This is a genomic window from Rickettsiella endosymbiont of Litargus connexus (assembly GCF_964277335.1).
Taxonomy (GTDB): Bacteria; Pseudomonadota; Gammaproteobacteria; order Diplorickettsiales; family Diplorickettsiaceae; genus Aquirickettsiella; species Aquirickettsiella isopodorum.
The window spans coordinates 933,916-954,536 of record NZ_OZ195516.1 but is presented as its reverse complement, the minus strand read 5'-3'; the positions used below and the strand labels follow the sequence as shown (position 1 = coordinate 954,536).

At 40.3% G+C, this 20,621-nt stretch carries 16 protein-coding genes; 10 read left to right on the top strand and 6 right to left on the bottom strand.

Annotated features, from left to right (window positions below):
* Positions 1 to 83: 83 nt before the first annotated feature.
* The 5 genes from ispG to ACICP9_RS04240 all read left to right on the top strand — a co-directional run bounded on the left by ispG (position 84) and on the right by ACICP9_RS04240 (position 8,701).
* The gene (gene ispG, locus ACICP9_RS04260; protein WP_395497057.1) at positions 84 to 1,325 is read left to right on the top strand and encodes a flavodoxin-dependent (E)-4-hydroxy-3-methylbut-2-enyl-diphosphate synthase; all 1,242 of its coding nucleotides are present in this window, start codon (positions 84 to 86) and stop codon (positions 1,323 to 1,325) included.
* Entirely contained in the window at positions 1,309 to 2,541 is a 1,233-nt protein-coding gene (locus ACICP9_RS04255) for a murein L,D-transpeptidase (RefSeq protein ID WP_395497055.1), read from the top strand. Before ispG ends, ACICP9_RS04255 begins: the two co-directional genes overlap by 17 nt.
* Before the next feature lie 199 nt (positions 2,542 to 2,740).
* The gene (locus ACICP9_RS04250) at positions 2,741 to 4,222 is read left to right on the top strand and encodes a TolC family protein (RefSeq protein WP_395497053.1); all 1,482 of its coding nucleotides are present in this window, start codon (positions 2,741 to 2,743) and stop codon (positions 4,220 to 4,222) included.
* A 4-nt stretch (positions 4,223 to 4,226) separates the two neighbouring features.
* A complete protein-coding gene (locus ACICP9_RS04245) occupies positions 4,227 to 5,564 on the top strand; it encodes an efflux RND transporter periplasmic adaptor subunit (protein WP_395497051.1) in 1,338 nt (445 codons plus the stop codon).
* Complete coding sequence (locus ACICP9_RS04240) at positions 5,561 to 8,701, top strand: efflux RND transporter permease subunit (RefSeq protein WP_395497049.1); 3,141 nt, start codon at positions 5,561 to 5,563, stop codon at positions 8,699 to 8,701. Before ACICP9_RS04245 ends, ACICP9_RS04240 begins: the two co-directional genes overlap by 4 nt.
* Here ACICP9_RS04240 and ACICP9_RS04235 read toward each other — a convergent pair.
* Positions 8,676 to 10,868 (bottom strand): hypothetical protein, encoded by a 2,193-nt coding sequence (locus ACICP9_RS04235; protein ID WP_395497047.1) that lies wholly within the window; start codon positions 10,866 to 10,868, stop codon positions 8,676 to 8,678. The genes ACICP9_RS04240 and ACICP9_RS04235 overlap by 26 nt on opposite strands.
* A gap of 300 nt (positions 10,869 to 11,168) precedes the next feature.
* On the opposite strand from ACICP9_RS04235, the gene ACICP9_RS04230 reads away from it, so the two are divergent.
* Positions 11,169 to 12,317, top strand: coding sequence for a hypothetical protein (locus tag ACICP9_RS04230; protein WP_395497045.1), 1,149 nt, complete (start codon positions 11,169 to 11,171; stop codon positions 12,315 to 12,317).
* On the opposite strand, the gene ACICP9_RS04225 is transcribed toward ACICP9_RS04230, so the two are convergent.
* Positions 12,232 to 12,603: an Mth938-like domain-containing protein gene (locus tag ACICP9_RS04225; RefSeq protein WP_395497043.1), complete on the bottom strand. Its 372-nt coding sequence runs from the start codon at positions 12,601 to 12,603 to the stop codon at positions 12,232 to 12,234. The genes ACICP9_RS04230 and ACICP9_RS04225 overlap by 86 nt on opposite strands.
* Positions 12,604 to 12,779: 176 nt before the next feature.
* Between ACICP9_RS04225 and recJ the strand changes: the two genes are divergently transcribed.
* A complete protein-coding gene (gene recJ, locus ACICP9_RS04220; protein ID WP_395497041.1) occupies positions 12,780 to 14,513 on the top strand; it encodes a single-stranded-DNA-specific exonuclease RecJ in 1,734 nt (577 codons plus the stop codon).
* Between the two features lie 185 nt (positions 14,514 to 14,698).
* Here recJ and ACICP9_RS04215 read toward each other — a convergent pair whose 3' ends face one another.
* Positions 14,699 to 14,992, bottom strand: a complete 294-nt coding sequence (locus tag ACICP9_RS04215; protein WP_395497039.1) for a hypothetical protein — start codon at positions 14,990 to 14,992, stop codon at positions 14,699 to 14,701.
* Here ACICP9_RS04215 and ACICP9_RS04210 point away from each other — a divergent pair.
* Positions 14,991 to 15,134 carry a hypothetical protein gene (locus ACICP9_RS04210; protein WP_171910807.1) on the top strand — a complete coding sequence of 48 codons (144 nt, stop codon included), beginning with the start codon at positions 14,991 to 14,993 and terminating at the stop codon, positions 15,132 to 15,134. The two genes, ACICP9_RS04215 and ACICP9_RS04210, sit on opposite strands and share 2 nt — an antisense overlap.
* Positions 15,106 to 16,098 (top strand): tRNA dihydrouridine(20/20a) synthase DusA, encoded by a 993-nt coding sequence (gene dusA / locus ACICP9_RS04205; protein WP_395497037.1) that lies wholly within the window; start codon positions 15,106 to 15,108, stop codon positions 16,096 to 16,098. The genes ACICP9_RS04210 and dusA overlap by 29 nt, the downstream gene beginning before the upstream one ends.
* Before the next feature lies 1 nt (position 16,099).
* Here the strand turns inward: dusA and ACICP9_RS04200 are convergent, their stop codons facing one another.
* Genes ACICP9_RS04200 through ACICP9_RS04190 form a run of 3 tightly spaced genes read right to left on the bottom strand, consistent with a single transcriptional unit; the run spans position 16,100 to position 18,895 of the window.
* On the bottom strand, positions 16,100 to 16,351 hold the full coding sequence (locus ACICP9_RS04200) for a FeoC-like transcriptional regulator (RefSeq protein ID WP_395497036.1): 252 nt from the start codon (positions 16,349 to 16,351) through the stop codon (positions 16,100 to 16,102).
* Positions 16,344 to 18,635 (bottom strand): Fe(2+) transporter permease subunit FeoB, encoded by a 2,292-nt coding sequence (gene feoB, locus ACICP9_RS04195; protein ID WP_395497035.1) that lies wholly within the window; start codon positions 18,633 to 18,635, stop codon positions 16,344 to 16,346. Before feoB ends, ACICP9_RS04200 begins: the two co-directional genes overlap by 8 nt.
* 11 nt (positions 18,636 to 18,646) lie before the next feature.
* Positions 18,647 to 18,895 carry a ferrous iron transport protein A gene (locus ACICP9_RS04190; RefSeq protein WP_395497034.1) on the bottom strand — a complete coding sequence of 83 codons (249 nt, stop codon included), beginning with the start codon at positions 18,893 to 18,895 and terminating at the stop codon, positions 18,647 to 18,649.
* A gap of 148 nt (positions 18,896 to 19,043) precedes the next feature.
* Here ACICP9_RS04190 and ACICP9_RS04185 point away from each other — a divergent pair, with 148 nt between their 5' ends.
* Positions 19,044 to 20,522, top strand: a complete 1,479-nt coding sequence (locus tag ACICP9_RS04185; protein ID WP_395497033.1) for a UDP-N-acetylmuramoyl-L-alanyl-D-glutamate--2,6-diaminopimelate ligase — start codon at positions 19,044 to 19,046, stop codon at positions 20,520 to 20,522.
* Positions 20,523 to 20,621 lie beyond the last annotated feature (99 nt).

Here is a 20,621-nt window from a genome sequence, read left to right as displayed (position 1 = left end):
CACTTGACTTCATAATGTGCTAGAGTATACCGCAATAGATTCCTATTTTCATCCGTACTTTCAAAAAATAAAGGAAATTTTCTATGGCCGAATCTGAACCTCTCACCCCGGTCGTACGTCGCATCAGCACCCCCGTTCAAGTGGGCTCGGTTCAGCTCGGTGGCGGAGCACCTATTGTTGTTCAATCCATGACCAATACCGATACGGAGAATGCGGTGGCTACGGCTCAGCAGATTATAGAATTAGCTCAATCGGGCTCAGAATTAGTTCGAATTACCGTCAATACGGAGCAAGCGGCCCACCAAGTCCCTTTTATTCGCGATAAAGTCCGTGAGTCGGGGTATTCGGTGCCGATAGTGGGTGATTTTCATTATAATGGCCACCGTCTTTTGCAGGCTTATCCGGATTGTGCCAAAGCCTTAGATAAATACCGTATTAATCCCGGTAATGTAGGCTATGGCGAAAAGCGTGATGCCCAATTTACGCAGATGATCGAAATGGCACTGAAATATAATAAGCCAGTTCGAATAGGCGTGAATTGGGGTAGTTTGGATCAAGACCTGAGCTTACGTGAGATGGATAAAAATGCAGCGTCTGCGTACCCACGTTCTGCGTCAGAAGTATTACAGGAAACCTTAGTATTATCGGCTTTACTGAGTGCCGAGTTGGCTGAAAAAATTGGTATGCCCGCCAGTATGATGGTCCTATCCTGTAAGGTGAGTCGGGTTCAAGATTTGATAGCCATCCACCGCAATCTCGCAGCACGTTGCACCTATGCAATACATTTAGGTTTAACTGAAGCAGGAATGGGTTCAAAGGGGATTGTTGCTACCACGGCTGCTTTAGCGGTGTTATTACAAGAAGGTATCGGTGACACGATTCGGGCTTCATTAACACCTGAACCGGGTGGTGATAGACGTCGTGAAGTGGTGGTTTGCCAACAGATTTTACAAGCGCTGGGTAGGCGCGCTTTTATTCCGTCGGTATCCGCATGCCCCGGTTGTGGACGTACCACGAGTAGCTATTTCCAAGAATTGGCTACCCAAGTTGAAGGCTATATTAAAGAACGTATGCCGATTTGGTCGAAAAAATATACGGGTGTAGAAAATTTATCTTTGGCGGTGATGGGATGTATCGTGAATGGGCCGGGCGAGAGTAAACATGCCAATATTGGCATTAGTTTACCGGGTACGGGTGAACATCCGATTGCGCCGGTATTTGCTGATGGGCGTAAAATAGCCACATTGCGCGGTGAAACGATTGTGCAACAATTTCAACAAATTGTAGAGGAGTATGTGCTGACTCATTATGATGAAAAAGGATAACAAAATGCATTACTTACAGTTAAGGAAATTTAAAGTAAGCTTGATGCTCAGTCTATTTTCTGTCGCGACATTAACGCAGGCACAAACCGATTCGAAGTCGTCATCTATAACCGCGTATCAACGTTTGGAAAAAAAATTAGGTGTATATCAACAGGCAGCTCAACATCCTTGGCCGCGCTTACAGACGAATCAACTATTATCGATAGGCATGCGGGGTCCAGCGGTTGCGGTGTTGCGTCAGCGCTTATGTGCAACGAAAGATTTGGTTGAAAGTGCTTGCACTCATGTGGCTAACCCGAATGATTTTGATGAACACGTCGAAGAGGGGGTTGCTTTCTTTCAAGAACGTCATGGATTAAATGACGATGGGGTAGTCGGCGCAACGACACGGCAAGCGTTGAATGTGTCAGTCACACAACGGTTACATCAAATTCAATTCAATTTACAGCGTTGGGCACGGTTGATAGGCTTAGCAAATCCTGCTTATATTTGGATTAATGTACCTGATCACCGTTTACGTTTAGTTAAAAATCATCATGCGGTGTTGACGGCGCGGGTTATTGTCGGCAAACCGTCGCGACAAACACCTGAAATTAATTCCAAAGTGACCCGGATTATTTTAAACCCTTATTGGACAGTACCTCCTGGAATTGCACGCCGAGAGATTATTCCAAAAGCAATGCGCGATGCGAATTATCTGAGTCGCAATCACATTCGGCTCTTTGCAGCGAATCAACCGAATAAAGAATTAGATCCCCGTGCAGTGGATTGGTTCGCCGTGAAAAAAAATCCTGAACGTTATATTTTACGCCAGGATCCAGGCCCCTATAATTCATTGGGACAAATTAAATTTGAATTTGCTAATTCACATTTAGTTTATTTACATGATACACCCTCAAAAGCGTTATTCGATGCTGAGCGACGTTTGTTTAGTTCCGGTTGTGTCCGCTTAGAAAATCCGTTTGAATTTCTTGAGGCCTTAGAAAAACTTGATCCTTCTTTACAACAAGCGGCCTCGTCTATCAAAGCGGCTTTGGAGTCGGGACGTACTACGGTGATTAATTTAAAAACACCGATACCCATTCATCTGACTTACATTACCGCTTGGGTGGATAAAAATGATGTCTTACATTTTTGGGATGATGTGTATGGTCGTGACCCCGTGCTTCCCGCTGATAAAGAACAATTAGCCAATGATTTGCCAGAACCTATCTAATGATAGACTCTCTGCTATCACTGTTTAGCTTCTCTATGAGTGCGCTTGTCTGAAACAATTGTTTATTTATGATTTTATCATCCAGATGACATTAGGACCTCGGTTGTGCATAACCTCTATTTATGTTATATAAAAGAACGTTGATACAATAGGCTTGGTTTTTCTCAGGGAAGAGCAATTTCTGGGAGAAATAAAAATAATGAAATGTATTCCTTTGACTTCCGAAGAATTATCGGATGCATGGGAGCTTCTGCTTAAAGTACCAAGCCCTACTTTAAACCCTCACCCTAAGGTTAAAGCATCCGACATTCAGTTCGCTTTTCAGAAATCTAATCTATTAACGGTTTATATACACAGAGTTGAGAGGGTTAATAACCTCTTAGCTATTCTAGTGCGTAGGGCTTATAAATCACCCCGTTTAAAGTGCCTATTTCTTCTCGTTGGATTTATTGGATTAGGTGTCATACCTACTACCAGTGTAGCAGCGAGTCATTTAAACGTGACACTTTCTGAAGTCGAATGGGTTGCACTCCACCAAGCTCCAGAACTTAAATCCCTTGATGCAAAATCTAAATCTTTGAACCAATCCGCTATTGCCGCAGGCCAACTTTCCGACCCTCAGCTTAGATTAGGTGCAATGAACGTTCCTGTAGATACATGGAGTCTCAGTCAAGAACCCATGACACAAATGCAGATAGGATTGATGCAAGCCTTTCCTAGAGGGCATAGCCTTCGGTACCGATCCTTACAAGAAAAAGATAAAGGCCATGCGGAATATGAAAAAGGACAAACAATGCAAGTCCAAATTTTACAGAATGTACGCATGAGTTGGTTGAATCTTTATTATTGGTTAAAAGCTAAGAAGGTGGTCTCTGATCAGAAAAAAGTATTTCAACATTTGGTGAAAATAACAGAGTCGATGCTTGCTAATAATGAAGCACAGCAAAAAGATGTTATTCGTGCGCAGCTGGAGTTAACACAACTCGATAACCAATTAATTACGATTAATCTGCAAATAGACACGGCTCGTGCTCAATTAGCGCGCTGGGTAGGAGTAACGCTTGCAAACCATGCTTATCCCAATCAATTACCCCAATGGAAGAATCCGCCGTCATTAGTAAGTTTTGAAACTATCATAAAATATCATCCTAGATTGCGTACCGATCAAGCCATTATTGCGGCTAATTATGCGGGAGTGAGATTCGCTGAACAACAATACAAACCCGGTGTTGCCGTGGGTGTTGGATATGGTTTTAGTCAAGCGCACGATATGCTGACCAACCAAAAACGTTCTGATGTTTTAAGCGCACAAGTGAGTATTGATTTACCTTTATTTACAAATAATCGTCAAGATCGTCGCTTAAAGGCCAGTGAAGAGAATTTGATTGCCAGTCAAGAAGATCAACTGAGTCATTATCGACAATTGAATCAATTACTCAAAACACAATATGCGACTTGGCAACAACAACGAAAAAGTGTTGGCTTGTATCGGCAGCATCTCATTCCAGAGGCAAATCAATATGCCGAAGCAACGCTAATCGCTTATCAAAATGCACAAACAGATTTTCCAACCTTAGCAAGGGCTTATGTCCGCGAATTAAATACATCACTCATGGGGTTGAAAGCATCAGTTGATTGTGATGAGGCTAGAATAAATCTGCTTTATTTGGAAGGAGAATAATCCTATGAAAAAATGGATAGGGTGGGTTAGTCTTTTTGTTTTCATTTATGTCTCCGGTATGCTGACCTACCGGAACTGGTTAGCGGGTACCTCAAAAACACCCTCCACTTCTGCAAAGCTAAAAGAACGTAAAATTTTATATTGGGCAGCCCCCATGGATCCTCATTATCACAGCAATAAACCTGGGAAATCGCCAATGGGAATGGATTTAATTCCTGTTTATGCGAATCAAGAAGCTCAAGATAAAGATATTGTAAAAATTTCACCACAGATGGTAGACAATTTAGGAGTAAGAACCGCGCTGGTTAGTCTACGCACATTACCGCGCATCATCGATACGGTGGGTTATGTTACTGCCAATGAAGACCACATCGAGCAGGTTAATCTCTATACCTCCGGTTGGATCCGAAAACTTTATGTCAACAAAACAGGTGAAAGTGTTAGAAAAGGTCAAGTCTTAGCCGACATTTATTCGCCGACTCTAAATAATGCACAAGAAGAATACTTGCTGGCACTAAAAAACAAGGACGCCGCATTAATTCATGCTAATGAGAAGAAATTGGTAACCCTTGGGGTGTCACCGCAGCAGATTAACCGATTAAAACAAACACGAAAAGCCAATAAACTGATACCTTTGTATGTAAGTGAAAATGGCATTATTTCCTCGCTTAACATTCGTGAAGGCATGTTTGTTAAGCCTAATACAAGCCTAATGACCATTGAAGATTTATCAAACATTTGGGTCATTGCTGAAGTCTTTGATAATCAAGCCAATTGGGTAAAAGAAAAACAAACTGCCATAGCGACATTTTCTTATCTACCCGGTAAAGTTTGGCAAGGGCAAGTAGATTATGTCTATCCGCAACTTGACCCTAAAACACATACACTCCGTGTTCGTATATTATTTCCTAATCCTGATTTAGCACTCAAGCCAGAAATGTATGCCAATATTAAAATTTTTGCAAAACCAGTCGAAAAAGTATTAGCCATACCACACGAATCACTTATTCGAACAGGGGAAGGTGATCGCGTCATATTAGCTTTAGGCAATGGAAAGTTTCGTGCTCAAGCAGTTTCTATCGGTATCGAATCAGGCAACTGGGTTGCGGTATTATCCGGTTTAAAGGCAGGAGATAAAATTGTGACATCAGCGCAATTTTTAATTGATTCTGAATCCAATTTGGAAGCCAGCCTGACAAGAATTAGCTCCCCCTCCGAGAAACAAACAACCACACTCACTTCAAATACTAGTGGAAAGTATGACATTACCAAAAATCAAGTGATAAAAGACAAGGAAGCACTTTCTCAGCGAGAGGCTACTGAGAAGGGAAACAGTAGATGATCGCTCAAATAATTAATTGGTCACTGAAAAATCGGTTTCTAATTTTAGTGGCGACTTTTTTTATTATCGCTTCTGGGATCTATGTGCTTAAACACACTGCAGTGGATGCAATCCCCGATCTATCCGATGTACAAGTTATTATTAAAACATCTTATCCAGGCCAAGCACCGCAAGTTGTCGAAGATCAAGTCACCTACCCGCTGACAACAGCCATGTTATCTGTACCTAAGGCAGTCACAGTCCGTGGTTATTCTTTTTTTGGTGACTCTTATGTCTATGTCATTTTTAAAGGTGGTACCAATTTATATTGGGCCCGATCGCGTGTACTCGAGTATTTAAGTCAAGTGGCAAGTAGTTTGCCTCCCTCTGCAAAACCTGAATTGGGCCCTGATGCGACAGGCGTAGGTTGGATTTATGAGTACGCACTCATTGATAAAACCGGTAAGCACGATTTATCGGAATTAACCAGCCTACAAAATTGGTTTTTAAAATACGAGTTGCAAACTGTTCCGGGAGTTTCTGAAGTGGCTACTATCGGAGGCATGGTAAAGCAATATCAAATTACCTTAGAGCCTAATCGATTACGTGCTTATGGGTTAACTCTAAAACAAGTCAAAAAATCCATTCAAAACGCAAATCAAGAAGTGGGGGGGTCTGTTATTGAGTTGGGTGGAAGCGAACATATGATCCGCGCTTCGGGTTACATCCAAACTATTCAAGCGATTAAAGACATCCCTTTAGGGGTAAGTAAAAACGGTACGCCAATTTTATTATCTAATCTGGCTGATGTCACACGAGGTCCACAAGAGCGACGAGGCATTGCAGAGTTAAATGGTCAAGGTGAAGTGGTGGGGGGTGTTGTCGTCATGCGCTTTGGTGGGAATGCACTAAAAACCATTCAAGGGGTCAAAACTAAGTTACATGAGCTTCAAAAAAGCCTCCCCAAGGGAGTACAAATTGTTGAAACGTATAATCGTTCAGGGTTAATTTTACGCGCGATTCATTCGTTACAATCAAAGTTATTCGAAGAATCTATTATGGTTACTTTGATCTGCTTGGTCTTTCTTTTTCATCTACGTTCATCATTGATTATTATAATCAGTTTACCCATTGGTATTTTAGGTGCATTTATTCTTATGTATTTGCAAGGAATGAATGCCAATATTATGTCACTCGGTGGCATTGCCATTGCGATTGGTGCAATGGTGGATGCAACTATCGTCATGATTGAAAACGTTCATAAGCATTTTGAAAAAGAAGTCATTACAGATGAAAATCGATGGGAAGTCATTAGAAAATCAGCGGTTCAGGTGGGTCCACCATTATTTTTCTCGCTACTTATTATCACCTTAAGTTTTTTACCTGTATTTGGCTTACAAGCGCAAGAAGGGCGATTATTCGCGCCATTAGCCTTTACCAAAACCTTTGCGATGGCGGTTGCAGCAGGGTTATCAATCACTTTGGTCCCCGTTCTCATGGGTTATTTTATTCGGGGAAAAATTTTACCGGAACAAAAAAATCCAGTGAATAGAGCATTGACAGCCGCTTATCGTCCTGTTATCCACTTTGTATTAAGATTTCCCAAAAGTATTTTAAGTTTGGCATTTGTTTTTATGGTTTTTTCTATTTGGCCATATAGCCATCTAGGTTCAGAGTTTATGCCTAATTTAGATGAGGGGGATTGGGTCTATATGCCCAGCATGTTGCCGAGTGTTTCGATTGGTGAAGCACGGAAAATATTGCAGCAAACGGATAAATTAATTAAAAGTGTGCCTGAGGTAAAAACTGTTTTTGGTAAGGTAGGACGAGCAGAAACAGCTACTGATCCGGCTCCCCTCACAATGATTGAATCAGTCATTCAATTTAAACCAAAAAATGAATGGCCCGCAGGGATGACCATTAAAAAAATTAGGGAAAACCTTCGCCAACGACTGCAAGTGCCCGGTTTAACTAATGCGTGGGTGATGCCTATAAGAAATCGCATTGACATGTTGGCGACGGGCGTAAAAACACCCGTTGGAATCAAGGTTTCGGGACCTCAATTATCGGTACTCCAAGCGATTGGTGAAAATATTGAAAAGATATTAAAAAAAGTTCCCGGTACGGCATCCGTTTATGCAGAACATTCGGCCGCAGGACGCTATGTTAACATCGATATTGATCGCAAAGCAGCTGCACGGTTTGGGTTAAACATTTCAGATATTGATGATATCGTACGTACCGCCATTGGGGGGATGAATATTACACAAACCGTAGAAGGTTTAGAACGTTATCCTGTGAATCTACGCTATCCTCAATACGAAAGAGATTCTATTTCAAAACTTAAAATGTTGCCGATTGTGACACCGACAGGGGCACAAATTCCTTTAGTTGATGTCGCTAAGATTTATGTGGCTGATGGCCCGCCAGTGATAAAAAGTGAAGATGCGCGCATTGCCAGTTGGGTGTTGATTGATATTAAAGGTTCTGATTTAGGTGGATATATTGATAAAGCCAAACTAGCGCTTCAACAACAGTTGAAATTACCGGCTAATTATTCACTAACGTGGACCGGTCAGTATCAATATATGCAGAGGGCGAAAGCGCGTTTACAACTATTAATTCCATTAACACTGGGAATTATTATTTTATTGTTATACCTCTATTTTAGAAGAGTGTCTGAAGTACTTATTATTTTAGGTACATTACCTTTTGCTTTAATCGGGGGCGTGTGGTTACTGTATTTTTTAAGTTATAATTTATCGGTGGCTGTTGCGGTTGGTTTTATTGCATTGGCGGGTGTTGCGGTTGAAATTGGCGTTGTTATGTTGGTTTACCTCAATGAAGCATTTGAGACTCAGAAATTGTTAGCAGAAAAAGAAAACCGCGCACTCACTCCAGAGGATATCAAACAAGCCGTAATTAATGGCTCCCTTTTACGATTGAGGCCTATTTTGATGACGGTATGCGCGATCATTGGTGGTTTGTTACCTATCATGCTATTAAATGGCACAGGGATAGAGGTAACACGTCGTATTGCAGCACCGATGGTCGGAGGAATGATCAGTGCGACTGTTCTTACGTTGCTAGTTATTCCCGCTGCATTTTTATTATGGAAGAGAGTCGCTCATTCTATTGGATTTTCGCCACGTGAATGAGACGTATCTGCGAATGATTTTCCAAACCTATTGTCTCATATTCTGATGATCGGCAATAAGTAAAGAAAGATGAATGTAACAGGGCGGTTGTAAATCTCGAGAGAGAAACACTATTCCAAGCGTGTCTTATTGCTTCTGCCACAGAAAGAGTTTCTTTTGGACTGCTATCACGATTAGCTTGGTCTTCCTCAATCAACGATACCCTAATCTCGCGATGACTATTTTTTGCTGAGGTATCCTCAATTACTTTTAATTGACTAAACGGCAGGTGAGTTTTCAGTTTTAGTAAAAGAGATAAACTACACCCGGTTAAACAATATCCAATGAGTGTCCCGCCTATATACACACTAATACCGATAGCAAGCTCCAGATAGCTATAGGAGTTACCCTGATTAGCGATACAAGCGGTCAGAATAGTCAACGCATTGGTTAAGCCAATTCGGGTAATCCAGTGATGGCGGATAGGTTTTATGAATATAGAAGCGAGTAGAGCAGACAGATTAACTGCATAAGGAAGCGCTAAGGGTAAAAATTCATCATTATTTAATCGGTCCATGAGATCAGCTGTTTGAAATAACTGTCTATTTTCATCCAAAAGGGGCATCAATAATTGTCTTGCCTTTTCTTCAGTAATATGTTGAAGCATGGCATAACTGGTTAGTCCGGTATGGATGACTAATTGAATCAATTGAGGTAAGCGTTTCCAATAGCCAGAAGCATTAAAAGGATTTTCATTGAAGTAGGAAGAAACAAACCCCTCAGCACGCTTACTGAGGCCGGTGACTAGGCCCGCAACAAAAAAAGGGACTGTATTCAATACGAGTCTAGAAAAAAACTTGTTTCTTTCGTAAAAATATAAATTAGATCCGGGTACTGTCTCCGAGTTAAAGAAAGGTATCCATGTCGTATTGTCTATACGATTAAAAGGTTCACCGTTTGGAACAGAGAGACAAAGAGAGGATTCAATGTATGTAGTATTACTTTGTGTATTGGGGTGCAACAATTGTAATGTACTTGAGGAGTTAGCAGAAGGCTGATCGACGGGATAAAAAGTAATACGGCATTGGATAGAGGAGTGCCAAAGATCAAGAAAACCTTTGCCTATCATCAAAGTGCAGCTGTCTCCTTCTTTCCTCGGAAAACCTGAAAACTGTGTGCCATTGCGCTCTTGTAAAACGCTTGTGATAATTTCACAATGTATATTACGCTCGTTGGGAGAAACCTGAAAAAGACTCTTAAGGTCCACGATGTAGCAATGACTCGAATTGATTTCTAATTCCTTGGTGTCAGCAACAACAATGAGTTTTTGCTTTTGATACCAAGGACTAACAAAAATTTTAGTTAACTTTAATAGATAGCGATAGGAGATCTTATTATTATTGGTTGTGAACGCAAAAAGTGGAGTAGGTTGCGTTAACGCATGCATTTTAGGATCAATGATCCGAGCAGTTTTATGCAGCGAATGAAAATCACGTTGCGTGAGTAAACCAAAACCAAGATTAAAAGCATCAAAGTTGTTGCTATTCTCATTTAATCCTAATAATGCTTCATAATAGTCTAGGGCTAGTTTGTGGGGATAACCCTGATTGGTTAAGCTTTCCATAACGGTAGTTTTGGGCGCAACCCTTCCCCCTCCCATGACCACGCGAATTAATTCTAGTGAATAGTGCATAGGACTCCATGGGTCATAGTATTCTAAAAAATTTTCCGATGGTAATTTAGTAGGACTGTTAAAATATTCAATCATACCGAATGAATCGGGATGTACCTGTTCGTGATTTCTCCCTATCGTATGTAAAAGCTCGTGAATGATAGAATCTACATTATGTGTCTTCCAATCGCCTCTCCATCCTCCACCAATAAAGCACGAAATGTAGCCATTTTTATTTCCATTCCTATCCTCTTGAGCCCCCATCAGCGCTTGGCATTCAGAATGATCGACCACAATATGGCGAGTTTTTTTAACTAAAGGGGCTTGTATATTTACCTTAAATTGGAACATTGGAAAAAGAAGTCGATTTAAACTATTAGCGGCCTGACGAATCGCTTGTTCAAGTGAAGGGGATTGTTTTACTTTATCCGTCAAATCAAGATAAAAATCGATAGGGGTTGTGTCAGGTGAACGTGAATTATCTAGAGACCAGCTGCGGATATTGGAGTAGCGCATTCTTATTATTTTCTTTTATCTAAAAAAGAGTGCGTAATATATAGAAGCAAACTTAAATAAATATGAACAAAAGACTTTTCACTTTTTCTTTTTTACTTCTTTGCAAAAGTGTACAAAAAAATTTGAAATACAGACTTATGTGAGAATGATTCAAAAAATATTTCAATCGATTGAAGTGAACGTGTTTTTTTCCTAAATCAAGAAAAATATAAATTATAAAAGTGCTTGAAATATTTTGAGTAAAAATCGAATCAGTTATGTTAAAATTTACGACATTAATTTTCTCTACCAAAAAAAATTATGTCGCCATTTAACCAGCAAAAAAAAACTACGCTTGAAAAAAATTTAGCTAAGCAAATAAAAACATTAGAATATGAAGTTAATACACTCCCGGCTGCCTCACGAAGAAAAAAAGATAAAAAAAATAGCGAGACTTTTTTTATAGTTTTCGCCATTACTGCCTTAATAGGAGTTATTATTTTTGGTTTAGGGGGCTGGTTGACCGTTGCTTTATTAGGAACAGTTTTATCTGTTATTATTGTTGAATCTGTATTGCTTTTGTCAGCTGCAACTCGCTTTTTTGCTTTGCCTCTCTATAATCCTTATTTGTGGACACGTGATTTATTTAGTGCTAAGAAAATAAAAATACAAAATAAAGAGTATGATCAATGCTGCAAAAATCTGATTGAATTAAAAGAATTAGCGGCTGAAAAAAACTATTTATCTACAAAAATAAACTTTAAGCTGAATAATCTTATTAAATGTTTCCCGTTTAAGCTTTTTGTTCAAGGGAACGCTGACTTTATGCAGCTCGGCTTAAAAGACCAACTACAACGATTAGAACAACAAAAGAAAAATCATCCCACTTATTCCCGAAAGCAAAAGGCTGAACAGAGTTGGAATAAAATTTTTCAATATTCGGCAATAACTTCCTGTGTGGGAATTAGTTTATATGCCTTTGCTTTCATTATGTTGCTAATGGCATCTACACCCATATCGCTAGGGCCGCTATTGCCGTTTTTTGTAACGAGTACGTCAATGGTAGCTATGCTGATAGCAGGGCCTGTTACATTGAGTAAATTATTGCATGGTGCTTATTTTTGGATGCGAGATTTGTTTAGTTCGGCTGAAATAAAAGCTGAAAATAAACAGTATGCTCAGCTAGAAAAAACTATTAATGAATTGAAAAAATTAGAACAACGACAAAGCCAATTAAATGTAAAAATTAACAATAAACTTAAAGAATTTTCTGATACCTTAACACCAACTATCGATGAGAAAGGAATGACAGAAAATCTTCCGAACAATTTAGAGTGCAACGGTGAAAATAATAATAAATTTTGTAAATACGGAGTTATGTTTCCTAAGGAATCAACAAAGCTGCAGCCACTTTACGCCCTTCAGACATTAGCACCGTGTAAGTACGACACGCAGCACCGTTATTCATGATTTCTATGCCTATTTTGTGTTGATAAAAAATGTTTAACAACGCAGCATCGGGAAAAACTAACTTTTCGCCACTGCCGAGTAATACGATACAAGGGTGTAGATCAATAATTATTTGTAAAGAGTCGGCAGTTAAGTCAGCCATGGAGTGAGGAGGCCAAGGTGCTATCAGCTGATCGGGCATAACGATAAGGCTATGTCGGATTTTTTGTTCATTTACTTGAATAAAATCTTTCGCATAGGCGCGAATCTGATAATGGCCTGCGCCGGTGTCTAGGTTTAATTCCATAACGGATTACAAGTTAAAAATAGTGGCATTAAATTATATACGGATAAAAAAAATACTTATATACTCTTCGCACTTGAATTTTTATCTCTGTGGCTGATCAATTCACAACCCTCTCAAGGATCAGCTATGTACCGCCTAGGAGTGTACATAGGTTTAAGGATTAATCTATTTAAATCATGAATAAAACCATCTTACGTCGCAAATTCAATTTAATTGAAGATTTAAATCATTTACACCCTGTTTTACAGCGGGTCTATGCGGCACGTGGTATTCAATCCACGGAGGAGTTGGATTATGGCTTACAACATTTACTGCATTATCAATCATTAACCGGCATTGAAGCTGCAGCACAATGCTTGGGTAGGGCAGTGATGGAGCAACAGCGTTTACTGATTGTCGGCGATTTTGATAGTGATGGTGCCACTAGTAGTGCCTTAGCGGTGAGTGCGTTACGACATTTTGGCGCGCAGCAGGTTGATTTCTTAGTGCCGAATCGTTTTGAGTATGGGTATGGCTTAACGCCCGAGATAGTTGAACTGGCTTTACGCGTGAAAAAACCGGATGTTATTGTCACCGTTGATAATGGTATTTCGAGTCATGAAGGCGTTATCGCTGCCAAATCGGCTGGATTAAAAGTAGTCATTACCGATCATCATTTGCAAGCGGCCAGCTTGCCCGCTGCAGATGCGTTGGTTAACCCTCAACAAACCGGCGATCAATTTCCAAGTAAGCACTTAGCAGGCGTCGGTGTTATTTTTTATGTGATGTTGGCGCTCAGACACTATTTGCGTAGCCAAGCTTGGTTTGAAAAAACTAACCTTACTGTACCCAATATGCGGCAGTTTCTAGATTTAGTGGCATTAGGGACGGTCGCTGATTTGGTTAGCTTAGATCGAAATAATCGCTTATTAGTTACTCAAGGTTTGCAATGGATTAAAAACGGTAAAGCGCGACCAGGGATTTCTGCGTTACTTAAGATCGCGAAGCGCGAAGTAGAGTATCTGGTTGCGAGTGATTTATCGTTTAGCATTGCACCGCGTTTAAATGCGGCAGGACGATTGGCTGATATGTCCTTAGGGATAGCTTGTTTGTTAGAAACGGATCATAACCGCGCACACGAGTTCGCTTTGCAGCTCAGTCAATTAAATGAAGAGCGTCGTTTGATAGAAAATACCATGAAGCAAGAAGCTTTTATTATTTTAGAAAAACACATCGAAAAAAAGCCTTTAGAAAAAGGAATTTGTTTATACGATAGCCGTTGGCATCAAGGCGTCATCGGTTTATTGGCTTCACGATTAACCGATCGTTTACATCGACCGACGATTATTTTTGCCGATGGACATCAAACCAATGAATTAAAAGGTTCAGCCCGCTCTATTAACGGCTTGCATATTCGGGATCTATTAGAAACGCTGGCAACGCGTCATCCGCATTTGATTAATAAATTTGGCGGACATGCGATGGCAGCCGGATTAAGTTTGAAAAAAAATTCGTTTGCCGAGTTTGCTAAGCTTTTTCAGCATGAATGCGAGCAACAATTGCGACCTGATATTCTACAGGCTACTTGTTATACTGATGGTGAACTAACACAGCAAGAGCTAGGCTTAGAATTAGCCGAGCTATTACGTTATGACGCAGGTCCCTGGGGTCAAGACTTTCCAGAACCGTTGTTTGAAGGTTGTTTTCGTTTACTTGCGCAACGTTTGGTGGGAGATAAACATTTAAAGATGACATTAGCGATTCAGGAGGTGAGTAGCAAGCAGATCGAAGCGATTGCATTCAATGTCAATCTTAAACATTGGCCTAATCACCGTACTGAGTACATTAATGCTCGCTATCGTTTAGGTGTTAACTATTATCAGGGGCACAAAACTTTGCAATTAATTGTTGAAAATTTGGAACCTGTATAAAATTTAATATACTCACAGCAATTGGATTTTTGACAAGGCGCCGCGAGAATGAAGCAACCGGAGCGGATTGGGATACATGAGGATTGCGAATTGAGCAACGACATAGGCAAAAATTCAAGTGCGAAGAGTATAAAAAAAGGCCGATGAAATCGGCCTTTTTAGTTAACAAAATTAAGTGCTGTTAATTAAGCCTTAATTAAGTTTTTTTCTGTTGGGTCCTTTTTTGCGTGGGAATTAAGCATGTTTAGCTCATCCAGTTTAGCATTTTCTTTGGTTTGTTTAGGGTCTGTTTTTCTTTCGAAAGAAACTTTTTTGTGCCCTTTTTTATGATGAAAAGCTTCTTTGCTAGCAGGCATTTCCATGGTCATAGGTTGGATGGTTTTAGCATCTTTACTAGGGTTCGCTGATTCAGCTGCGATAGCTGGGAGAGCTAAAATCGCGCTGCTTAAACCGATGACGAGAGCTTGTTTCAATTTCATGACGAGGTCTCCAAATTGTTATTATTGTTTAAAACAGGCTTTGTGTAACAAAGCCAGTGGCGCTATCATACCAGCAAAAAACCCCCATGGAAGCCCCTTATCAGAAATAAATCATGCTAAACCTGCAGAAACAGCCGATTAGTTCGTTTATGGTAGCGCCAATGATGGGTTGGACTACCCGTCATTACCGTTATTTTTTCCGGCTAATTTGCAAAAAAGCCCAGCTTTATACGGAAATGTTAACAACAGGGGCTATTTTAAATAATCCACAGCGTGAACATTTATTAGCTTTTCATGCCAGTGAAAAAGCGTTAGCCATACAATTGGGCGGTGGTATCGCTTCTGAACTTGCCCAGGCGTCTAAAATGGTCGAACCTTATGGTTATTCAGAGATTAATCTGAATGTCGGTTGTCCTAGTGATAGAGTGCAATCAGGCTGTTTCGGTGCGGTATTACTTAAAGATCCGGCACGAGTCGCTGATTGCATCGCCGAGATGTGTGCGGCGGTTAAATTACCGATTACCGTTAAAACCCGAATTGGTGTCGATGATTATGAAAGTTATGATTATCTCGCTGCATTCATTCAACAAGTCAGTCTTGCGGGGTGTCAAACGTTTATTATCCATGCGCGTAAAGCTTGGTTATCAGGATTAAGCCCTAAAGAAAACCGTGAAATTCCGCCTTTAAATTATAAGTGGGTGTATCACATTAAACGTGATTTTCCTCACTTAAATATTGTTTTAAATGGCGGGATAGCTTGTTTAAGCGCAGCGCAGGCACATTTACAACAGGTTGATGGTGTCATGCTAGGCCGTGCTGCTTGGCATAATCCTTATTTATTTGCCGAGCTAGATCAGCTTATCAGTCCACAGGATGCAGGGATCATTCCGAGCCGATTATCTCTCGTTTTACACTATTTACCTTATCTAGAAGAAGCATTGCGGTCAGGTGAAAATTTGACACATTTAATCCAGCCTTTATTCGGTTTATTTCATGGTGTTGCGGGTGGCAGACGTTGGCGACAAAAATTAAGTGAAATCTTACAGGAGGGTAATCCGTTAGTTAGGATAAAAGAGGTATTGCGAGAAATAGTTCCGAGTGCCTGAATTAGCGAGAATGGGGGGCTAGATCGGGTGGTTCTACCCACTGATATAAAGCAAAGGAATCGGGTGTGCATTTAAGGCAACGTGTCGCGCAATGAGGGGTTTTAAAACATTTTTTTACACAACCCTTGTGTATTAAGAGTTCTAAGATCGCTAAAGTTTCTTCTTGCTGAGTTCCAAAGGTTTGTAGAATAAGCGACAAATTAACCAACTTTTTTTCAGCAATAAATTTTTTTAAAGTGAGTAAGCTAATCATGGCAATTTTCTCGATGGGATGAGATAGGGAGATCGGATTCAGTTAGCAGGATTGTTTTAAAACGCAAGAAAAGATAGGTAGCATAAAGCGCTATAGCAACGTTGAGATACCATAAAATAGTGGATAAGGGATGTTGGCTAAACGTTCCTGTTTGATAAAATAAAGTAGCGATAGCATAGGCAATTCCGGTACTCCATGCCATCGAAAAATAAGTCCAACTTCGACCGATTTCGCGTTGCATCACTGCCATGGTCGAAATACAGGGAAAGTACAATAAAATAAATAGTAAATAAGCAAAAGCACCGAGTTTGCCATCGAAATAATGCGACATCACACCGTAAACTCCTTGCGTTACTTCAGGTGCTTGTGCTTTAAGCGCCATGGGATTGATTAGGGTTTTTCCCAACGCATGTAAGTTTTTAGGGATAGATAATACGGCGGTTTTTAATTCGTCGCGCAGTGTGGATTGATCGGCTTGTTCTGTCAGCTGACCTACTTGGGAATATAAAGTATTTAAGGTTCCGACAACCACTTCTTTCGCTAATAAACCAGTCGCTAGACCGACCGTGGCGGGCCAATTATCGCTTTGTATGCCCATCGGAGCAAAGATTGGAGTGACGGTTTTTCCAATACTGGATAATAAAGAGTGTTGATTGGCTTCGCCGGTGATGAGTTTGCCATGGATGCTAATCGTATTGAAAAAACCGATCAGCATACAAATAGGAATAATAAAACGGCCAGCTTTAAATAAAAATAATTTCAAACGTTGCCAGGTACTTCTAAAAATAGTACCCCAATGCGGCCAATGATAGGTGGGTAATTCTAAGATCATGGGTGTTATTTCGGCTTTTAAAGTTGTTGAACGTAATAATAAACTGGTGAAAATCGCTGTCAGTATGCCTAGGCCATACAATGCGAAAATAATCAAAGCACCGCCTTGTGGAAAAAAAGCGGCAACAAATAAGGTATAAACAGTGAGACGTGCCCCGCAGGACATAAAAGGTGCCATCATGACAGTTAAAATACGATCCCGTGGCGAAGCTAGGGTGCGCGTAGCCATTACTGTAGGGACATTACAACCAAAACCAACAATTAACGGTACAAATGCTTTACCGGGTAAACCGATAGCGCCCATTAATTTATCGACCACAAACGCGGCGCGTGCCATGTAACCAGAGTCTTCTAATAAGGATAAAAATAAAAACATCGCACCAATGACAGGTATAAAGCTAATCGTGGTATTAATACCTTTACCTAAACCATTGGCAATTAATGCAATCAACCAAACCGGTAAATGCCATTGGGTTAATACATGGATACTCCCGTGTATGAACAAAGCAGTGCTACCGATATCAAAAAAATCTTGAAAAGCACCACCGATATTAATAGCAAATAAAAAGAGTGTGTACATTACTAAAAGGAAAATAGGAATACCTAGCCAACGATTTAAAATAATACGATCGATGCGCGCGGTAAAAGTTATGCCCGGCGTGTGTGTAATTAAGCTTTGCTTTAGTATGGTTTGTATCCATGTATAACGTGCATCGGCTATCAACAAATCAATTTCTTCACCTAATTGTGTTTTGAGTATCTCAATCAATGATTGTGCAAAGTTAAGTTCTTCTGCTGTGGCATAGTGACGGGCGAGTGCATCATCTTCTAATAATCGACACGCTAACCAATGACGGGGTACCGTTTTTGTAGATAATTTTTCGTTAAGTGTTTGTATGGCGCTTTGCAATAAAGGTTTAAAAGAATAAGGAAGAGTCGTCTGTGTCGAGAGAGTTGTGGTTAAAGCTTGGCGTAATTCAGCCATTCCAATACCACGGATTGCAGTTAAAGGGATGATAGGACACTTTAATAATCTGCTCAGCTGCGGGATATTAATTTTTATACCTCGGCGTTTAGCAATATCCATCATATTAAATGCGATAATAGCCGGTATCTGCATTTCGAGTAGTTGCGCGGTCAAATACAGTTGACGTTCAAGATTGCTTGAATCTAATACGTTAATGACAAGGTCAGGGCGATTATTGACCAGATAACGACAGGCAATGCTTTCATCCATGGCACAATGATTAGCAACAACACTTAAGGAATAGGTGCCTGGAAGATCAACGATTTCATAAATTTGTGCACCGACCTTAAAATAACCGCTTTTTTGTTCAACGGTAACGCCAGCCCAATTCCCGACTTTTTGTCGACTACCGGTGAGTGCATTAAAAATAACGGTTTTACCGCAATTTGGGTTGCCGGCTATCGCAATGATCTTGTTTTTTTGCATGGGTTTTTAGTTTAGTTTGAATATTCTACGTAAATATGACAGGCTTCTCTAGCGCGTAAACTAAATTGGCTACCTAATATTTGTAATTGTAGGGGATCTCCCAGTGGGGCACGTCGAATTAAGGTAATGGTAATTTGTCGAGTTATGCCTAAATGTTGTAATAGTTTGCGACAGGGTGGTGCGATATCAGAACTGAAGCCTACGACAGTCGCAGATTGTCCCGGACGCAATTGAGTGAGGGGTATAGACTCCGTGATCATAAATATTTTAAATGAGAATCATTACTATTTATAATAGAGGTTTTTTAGTGGCGAAGCAAGACTTAGTGGCTCATGAAATAAATGCATTCGGGAATAGACGTGATCGAACAACCTATTTAAATCAGCCATCTTATCATTCGTATTTTTTATGCATTTAAGTCAACTATTAATAGGGATTGGTCTTTCAGTAACGGCAGATCCTATTATTAAAGGGCTTTGCCAAGATAGTCGTCAAGTAAAGCCAGGCGATCTATTCTTTGCCTATCCTGGATTGGATCGTGATGGCCGTCACTTCATACCCGAGGCGATTGCTAAAGGTGCGGCGGCTATTCTATTTGAATCGGAGGGGAATTCTGTGGAGCGGAGTTCGTCGTCCATTCCTATATTACCACTTCATCATTTAACCGCACAATTAGGACCTATAGCCGCCCGATTTTATGATTATCCGAGTCGTTATTTGCCGGTTATAGGCATTACGGGTACGAATGGTAAAACGTCCTGTACTCACTTTTTAGCGGATAGTTTGCAGCAGTTACAAAAACCTTGTGGTGTCATCGGTACCTTAGGAAATGGTTTTTATGGTGATTTAAAGCCGGGTCAATTAACCACACCGGATGCCATTGAATTACAGCAATTGCTGGCAAATTTTCGGGATAAGCAAGCACAAGCCGTAGTGATGGAAGTGTCTTCACATCGATTAGCCCAACAGCGTTTAAATGGAACAGAATTTTCTGTTGCCGCATTTACCAATTTGACACGTGATCATCTTGATTATCATGAATCGATGAGTGCTTATGCCCAAGCTAAACGTTCTATTTTTGATTTGCCGGGTGTGCAGCAGGCAATATTAAATGCCGATGATCCTTACGCACAATTATGGTTAACTGAGCTTGCTGAACAATTACCGGTGTATACTTATTCTTTACATAAGCCACAAGCGGCATGGCCACATATTCCACAGATCACAGTAAAAAAATTTGATTTTAATGAGCAAGGTTTACGGGCAGAAATTGATACGCCCTGGGGCGAAGTATTTATCGAAAATCGATTTTTAATGGGACCGTTTAATTTAAGTAATTTGTTATTGGTTTTGACGATATTGAAAAATTTACATTTTTCTTTAGCAGAAATTTCGCAAGTGATCTCGAAGTTAAAAGGTGTAAAAGGGCGTATGCAAGCTTTTCATGTACCTGGAAAAGCCTTAGTTGTCGTAGATTATGCGCACACGCCGGATGCTTTGCAGCAAGTGTTGCGTGCTTTACGACCGCATTGTGCTGGTGAGCTATATTGTTTATTTGGTTGTGGTGGTGATCGAGATAAAGGTAAACGGCCCTTAATGGCTGAGATTGCTGAACAGGAAGCGGATCACATCGTACTAACCAATGATAACCCGCGCGATGAAGATCCCTTACAAATTTTGCAAGCGATTCAAAAAGGGTTTACAGGTAAAAAATCGGTATATCGTGAACCGGATAGACAGCGTGCTATTGCTTATACCCTAGCAACCGCCCAGCCCACTGATGTGGTTTTAGTGGCGGGTAAAGGACACGAAGCGTATCAGTTGATAAATGGCATAAAGTATCCTTTTGATGATGCTATCGAAGTGCAACGTTTTTTAAACCAGTAACTTTTCATTCACTAACCTGACTATCTAAAGGTAAATGTATTTATCAGTTTTATCAGTGCAATATCTATAGCTATCGATTAATATAGCGTTATCTTTTTT